Here is a 5926-nt window from a genome sequence, read left to right on the forward strand (position 1 = left end):
CTTAACCAAAACGAAAAGCGGAGGCGGCTTGATCAGCCCCGATAAGCATAAGACAAGCGCTGCAGGAAGGTGAATTTCCTTCCGGAAGTGATTGGCTTATGACCTCGAGGGGCTAGCCGCCGGAGCTGGACAACGCATTGGTGATACTCGGCAAACTTCTTCATGCATTATCTAGTTTTGAAGGAATGAAAAATTTAAAATTTCCTCTTGAAAAATCATAAAAAGACGGTATAATAATACTTGTCTTTGAAAAAATAGTCTGGTGGCGATAGCGAGAAGGTCACACCCGTTCCCATACCGAACACGGAAGTTAAGCTTCTCAGCGCCGATGGTAGTTGGGGGCTGTCCCCCTGTGAGAGTAGGACGCTGCCGGGCTGTTTCATTATACCACTATTCCGCAGTAGCTCAGTGGTAGAGCATTCGGCTGTTAACCGAACGGTCGTAGGTTCGAATCCTACCTGCGGAGCCATATGGAGAGCTGTCCGAGTGGCCGAAGGAGCACGATTGGAAATCGTGTATACGCTAACCGCGTATCAAGGGTTCAAATCCCTTGCTCTCCGCCATTATAAATTTCATATTGGCCCCTTGGTCAAGCGGTTAAGACACCGCCCTTTCACGGCGGTAACACGGGTTCGAATCCCGTAGGGGTCACCATTTTGGAGGATTAGCTCAGCTGGGAGAGCATCTGCCTTACAAGCAGAGGGTCGGCGGTTCGATCCCGTCATCCTCCACCATATATATCGCGGGGTGGAGCAACGAAGCGTTACTTCACTGAATAAACTGCGAGTTGTACCGATCGAGCTGCTGCTTGAGTTAGCTTCCTAAGATCGGGACAGTCCTTATGCTAGATGTGAGCATAGAAAAATCACATAAATAATACTATCGCGGGGTGGAGCAGTCCGGTAGCTCGTCGGGCTCATAACCCGAAGGTCGCAGGTTCAAATCCTGCCCCCGCAATCTGGTCCGGTAGTTCAGTTGGTTAGAATGCCTGCCTGTCACGCAGGAGGTCGCGGGTTCGAGTCCCGTCCGGACCGCCATTTTTTGAATGTGGCTCAGTAGCTCAGTCGGTAGAGCAAAGGACTGAAAATCCTTGTGTCGGCGGTTCGATTCCGTCCTGAGCCACCTTTATAAGCCGGTTTAGCTCAATTGGTAGAGCAACTGACTTGTAATCAGTAGGTTGGGGGTTCAAGTCCTCTAGCCGGCACCATTTTCTTATAAAGTAATATACTTATAAGGTTAATAAATATTGCGGAGGGGTAGCGAAGTGGCTAAACGCGGCGGACTGTAAATCCGCTCCTTCGGGTTCGGCAGTTCGAATCTGCCCCCCTCCACCATTTAAATAGGGGTATAGTTTAATGGTAAAACGAAGGTCTCCAAAACCTTTGATGTGGGTTCGATTCCTACTACCCCTGCCAATTTTATGATGGCGGCTGTGGCGAAGTGGTTAACGCATCGGATTGTGGCTCCGACACTCGTGGGTTCGATTCCCATCAGTCGCCCCATAATTTTAAAGTGATAAAACAAGCAGCAAACTCATATATATGTAACATAAAATTGTCAATGGGCTATAGCCAAGCGGTAAGGCACCGGACTTTGACTCCGTCACTCGCAGGTTCGAATCCTGCTAGCCCAGCCATTTTGCGGAAGTAGTTCAGTGGTAGAACATCACCTTGCCAAGGTGGGGGTCGCGGGTTCGAATCCCGTCTTCCGCTCCAGATGAACTTTAAACTTTATGGCGGCATAGCCAAGTGGTAAGGCAGAGGTCTGCAAAACCTTTACCACCGGTTCGAATCCGGTTGCCGCCTCCACAAATTTAAATCTTGAAACGCTGATATACGCCGGGGTGGCGGAACTGGCAGACGCACAGGACTTAAAATCCTGCGGTAGGTGACTACCGTACCGGTTCGATTCCGGTCCTCGGCACCACAAGATTTTCTACATTTTAATATGCCGGTGTGGCGGAATTGGCAGACGCGCACGACTCAAAATCGTGTTCCTTCTGGAGTGTCGGTTCGACCCCGACCACCGGTATCATGAAAAAAAGGTTTTCCTTATTGGAAAACCTTTTTTTTTGTGCTCTTTAATTTTTTATAATGGAAGAAATAGATAGTCTATAATCGATGATAATTTTAGAGGTGTTTTTACCAAGTTATTAAAATGGATGTACTTGCATTAGATTCTGAACAGTTCGGAAGGTGGCTTCGAATGGGTTCTGAGTGATTCGGAACCCTTTAGTTATTTAAGGAATAACAATGAAATTAAATGATTCTATACTAGTCCTAATATAAGGGTTGCTGCTATAGGAAGTAAGGAAGGTATCCTGATTCAGAGGACGGGAAGAGAAAGGGAACGAAAGGGCTTCAATCGAGTCCGCACCCTACTCAGCAAAGTAGGAAAGAAAGGGGACGAAAGAGCGGCAATCGTGACGGGGCTTTAAAAACATAATTCACATCCTTTGTTCAAGACAGATTTATTTTATGAGATACACCCTAAATTTACAAGACAAAGCTCTCACACCGGTGAGAGCTTTTCCCATATCTAAAACAGAAGTCAAAATATTGCACCATTTTGGTCAACTGAGTCACCCATATATGCAAACGTTTTCAAATATAATGTAGGAAAGCGTTTGCAAGAGTAGAGGGGGCGGTGAAAAGGATTGGAGACAAAGATTCAGATTGAAGAAACAGTTATTCAATCAGAGGTAAGAACAGTATCCAGGAAAAAGGCGAAGTTAAAGGGGATTTTAACATATGGGGCTTTTGTGGGGCCGGCGTTGTTATTTTTCCTTCTGATTCAAATTATTCCTTTTTCAATGGGGATTTATTATTCGTTTACTTCCTGGAATGGCGTAAGTTCTGCAGTTGAATGGGTAGGACTTGAAAATTATCTTAAGATTTTTAAGAATGATCCCAAGTTCTTTGATTCATTTATTTTTACAACAAAGTTTATGCTTGCTTCGGTTATTATTAGTAATTTAATAGGATTTGGACTGGCTTTATTATTAAATGCAGCATTGAAGTCGCGGAATTTATTGCGGACTGTTTTCTTTATTCCGAATGTCATTGGCGGTTTATTGCTCGGTTTTATTTGGCAGTTTATTTTTGTAAAGGGGTTTACTGCAATTGGAAACCTTACTGATCTTTCAATTTTTAAGCTGCCTTGGCTCGGTGATGAGACCACTGCCTTTTGGGGAATTGTGATTGTGTTTGCCTGGCAGATCAGCGGTTATATGATGGTCATTTATATTGCGGCTCTTCAGGGGGTTGATCAAAATCTCTTAGAGGCAGCGAGGATAGACGGAGCATCAAATTGGACACTGCTGACCAAAATCATCATCCCGCTTATCTTACCGGCATTTACAATCTGTTTCTTTTTAACCATTTCGATGGCATTTAAAATATTTGACCTGAATATTTCGCTTACTGGCGGAGGTCCATTTAATTCAACACAATCCGTTGCGATTAACATCTACCAGGAAGCATTCCAAAATAACCGGTACGGCCTGGGTACAGCGAAATCAATTCTATTCTTCCTGGTTGTTGCGATCTTTACAACTGTCCAGGTTATGATGACGAAGAAGAGGGAGGTTGAGGCGTAATGAACCCAAAATACACAAAGTATACGTTTCTGCTTGAGGTTATCGGAATTGTTTTGGGTGTTATTTTCCTCATTCCTTTCTACTTCGTTCTCGTTAATTCCGTAAAAGGCTTTGCCGATATTTTGATCGATGCAGCGGCTTGGCCAAAAGAGTTTCTTTTCTCAAATTATGTGAAGGTATGGGATATTATTAATTTCCCGCGTGCCTTTTGGAATTCGCTTATAATAACGGTAGTCAGCAATATCGGTCTTGTTGTCATTAGTTCAATGGCTGCCTGGAAGATGGTTCGGACACCAGGGAAGCTTAGTAAAATTTTGTTTGTCTTCTTTGTATCTGCGATGGTCATTCCGTTTCAGACGGTTATGATTCCGCTGATGAAGCTGGGCGGTGCATTAAATCTGACAAATAGTATTCCGGGATTAATCATTATGTATTTTGGCTTTGGTGTCCCGTTATCTTTATTTCTTTATCATGGATTTATAAAAACAGTTCCTATTGAAATTGAAGAATCAGCAAGGATTGACGGCTGCAGCCAATTTGGTGTTTTTTGGAGGATTGTTTTTCCGCTCTTAAAGCCAATTACGGTAACAGTCGTGATTTTAAATACATTGTGGATTTGGAATGATTACTTATTGCCGCTGCTTGTGCTGCAGGATGCAGAACTTCGCACGATCCCATTGGCAACGAGCTCATTCTTTGCACAATACACGAAGCAGTGGGATATGGGTCTGGCCGCTCTTGTAATGGGCATTACACCGGTTATTATTTTCTTCTTATTTCTGCAAAGGCATATTATTAAGGGCATTGCACAGGGGTCTATTAAGTAGTTATAGAGATTTTTGCCGCTAAACACGAATCGGTAAAAATTTATATAAAAATTATTCAGGGGGGAAACAAATATGAAGCGCTTTGCTTTTCTATTGCTGTCATTGATTTTGGCGGCAGGCATTATTGCAGGCTGTTCTTCTTCAAGCTCTTCAGGGGACGAAAAGCCAAAGGGTGATTCAAAAAATGAGGATGAGGTTGTAACACTGAATATGTTCCAATTTAAAGTTGAAATTGCCGAACAGCTTCAGGAAATGATTACTGAGTTTGAAAAAGAACATCCAAATATTAAAGTTAAGCTTGAGACAGTTGGCGGTGGAGCAGACTATAGTGCCGCTTTAAAAGCGAAATTTGCTTCGGGTGAACATCCTGATATTTTTAACAATGGCGGATTTAAAGAGCTGGAGCTATGGAAAGAACACCTTGCTGATCTTTCAAATGAGCCATGGGCAGAGCATGTACTTCCAATCGGAAAAGTGCCAATGACAGATACAGATGGCAAGCTTTACGGTATGCCGGTAAACCTTGAAGGTTATGGATTTATTTATAATAAAGATTTATTTGAAGAAGCGGGAATTAAAGAGCCTCCTAACACGATTTCCGAGCTTAAGGATGCAGCTAAGAAACTAGAAGATAAAGGGATTACGCCTTTCTCTGCCGGCTATGGAGAATGGTGGGTAATCGGGCAGCACTTATTAAATATTCCATTTGCACAGCAGGAAGATCCGGTTGCTTATATCGAAGGTTTATATAGCGGATCTGAAAAGATTACGGGCAATGACAAATTTAAAGAATTTAAAGAAGTAATGGATACAGAAATCAACTTCGGAAATGACAACCCATTAACTACTGATTACAATACGCAAGTTACATTATTTGCTTCAGGTAAAACGGCAATGCTGCAGCAAGGAAACTGGACAGAGAATATGATTACTGAAATTAATCCTGATATTAATATGGGCTTCCTGCCGATTTCATTAAGCGATGATGAAGCAGCAACGGACCGTTTGCCTGTTGGAGTTCCTAATAACTGGGTACTTAATAAAAATTCAGAGCACCTTGAAGAAGCAAAACTATTCCTCGATTGGATGGTATCATCTGAAACAGGAAAACGTTATATCACAGAAGAATTTGCGTTCATTCCTGCCTTCGAAAATATTGAGCCTAACGGTTTAGGACCACTTGGCCAATCCATTCTTGAATATTCGAAGGAGGATAAAACGATTCCTTGGACTTGGTTCAGATGGCCGGATGGAGCGAACAAAGAGTTTGCCGCAACCATCCAGGAATATGCTGCAGGTAAAATTGATTATGATACTGTTCTGGAGAGGTTCCAGGCTTCATGGGATAACCTGAAATAATTTGGTTTTAATAAAAAAGCTCTGTTAAAGGTTAATGTTGTTTTTTAGCACCCTGTTGTGGAGCGGAAGGCACGAGATCCTCGAAAATGCATTCGCATTTCCTTCGTGCGGTGTAAATTCGAGGAAGCTTATTCAAAGTCCT

Annotated in this window: 3 protein-coding genes, 16 tRNA genes and 1 rRNA gene; all 20 read left to right on the top strand. The window is 42.8% G+C overall.

The window, feature by feature from the left end; all coding sequences use genetic code 11:
• Positions 1–258 precede the first annotated feature (258 nt).
• The 20 genes from rrf (at position 259) to J7I93_RS21250 (ending at position 5784) form a co-directional block, all read left to right on the top strand.
• Positions 259–375: ribosomal RNA gene (gene rrf, locus J7I93_RS21155) — 5S ribosomal RNA — on the top strand.
• 19 nt (positions 376–394) lie between these two features.
• Positions 395–469, top strand: a tRNA-Asn gene (locus J7I93_RS21160).
• A 3-nt stretch (positions 470–472) separates the two neighbouring features.
• A tRNA-Ser gene (locus J7I93_RS21165) sits at positions 473–563 on the top strand.
• A 16-nt stretch (positions 564–579) separates the two neighbouring features.
• Positions 580–654, top strand: a tRNA-Glu gene (locus J7I93_RS21170).
• A gap of 4 nt (positions 655–658) precedes the next feature.
• Positions 659–734 (top strand) — tRNA-Val (locus J7I93_RS21175).
• Positions 735–883: 149 nt separating this feature from the next.
• A tRNA-Met gene (locus J7I93_RS21180) sits at positions 884–957 on the top strand.
• Between the two features lie 3 nt (positions 958–960).
• Positions 961–1037: transfer RNA gene (locus tag J7I93_RS21185), tRNA-Asp, on the top strand.
• Between the two features lie 12 nt (positions 1038–1049).
• A tRNA-Phe gene (locus J7I93_RS21190) sits at positions 1050–1122 on the top strand.
• Positions 1123–1131: 9 nt separating this feature from the next.
• Positions 1132–1207, top strand: a tRNA-Thr gene (locus J7I93_RS21195).
• A 43-nt stretch (positions 1208–1250) separates the two neighbouring features.
• A tRNA-Tyr gene (locus J7I93_RS21200) sits at positions 1251–1334 on the top strand.
• Positions 1335–1341: 7 nt separating this feature from the next.
• Positions 1342–1415: transfer RNA gene (locus J7I93_RS21205), tRNA-Trp, on the top strand.
• An 11-nt stretch (positions 1416–1426) separates the two neighbouring features.
• Positions 1427–1502 (top strand) — tRNA-His (locus tag J7I93_RS21210).
• Between the two features lie 59 nt (positions 1503–1561).
• Positions 1562–1636 (top strand) — tRNA-Gln (locus J7I93_RS21215).
• A gap of 4 nt (positions 1637–1640) precedes the next feature.
• Positions 1641–1715, top strand: a tRNA-Gly gene (locus tag J7I93_RS21220).
• Between the two features lie 19 nt (positions 1716–1734).
• Positions 1735–1808, top strand: a tRNA-Cys gene (locus J7I93_RS21225).
• 29 nt (positions 1809–1837) lie between these two features.
• Positions 1838–1926, top strand: a tRNA-Leu gene (locus J7I93_RS21230).
• A 23-nt stretch (positions 1927–1949) separates the two neighbouring features.
• Positions 1950–2031: transfer RNA gene (locus J7I93_RS21235), tRNA-Leu, on the top strand.
• A 625-nt stretch (positions 2032–2656) separates the two neighbouring features.
• A complete protein-coding gene (locus J7I93_RS21240) occupies positions 2657–3598 on the top strand; it encodes a carbohydrate ABC transporter permease (protein WP_214728272.1) in 942 nt (313 codons plus the stop codon).
• Positions 3598–4425, top strand: coding sequence for a carbohydrate ABC transporter permease (locus J7I93_RS21245; RefSeq protein ID WP_214728274.1), 828 nt, complete (start codon positions 3598–3600; stop codon positions 4423–4425). Before J7I93_RS21240 ends, J7I93_RS21245 begins: the two co-directional genes overlap by 1 nt.
• A 72-nt stretch (positions 4426–4497) precedes the next feature.
• On the top strand, positions 4498–5784 hold the full coding sequence (locus J7I93_RS21250; protein ID WP_214728276.1) for an ABC transporter substrate-binding protein: 1287 nt from the start codon (positions 4498–4500) through the stop codon (positions 5782–5784).
• The last annotated feature ends 142 nt before the right edge of the window (positions 5785–5926 follow it).

This window comes from Bacillus sp. ISL-47 (genome assembly GCF_018613175.1).
In the GTDB taxonomy this organism is placed as follows: domain Bacteria; phylum Bacillota; class Bacilli; order Bacillales; family Cytobacillaceae; genus Cytobacillus.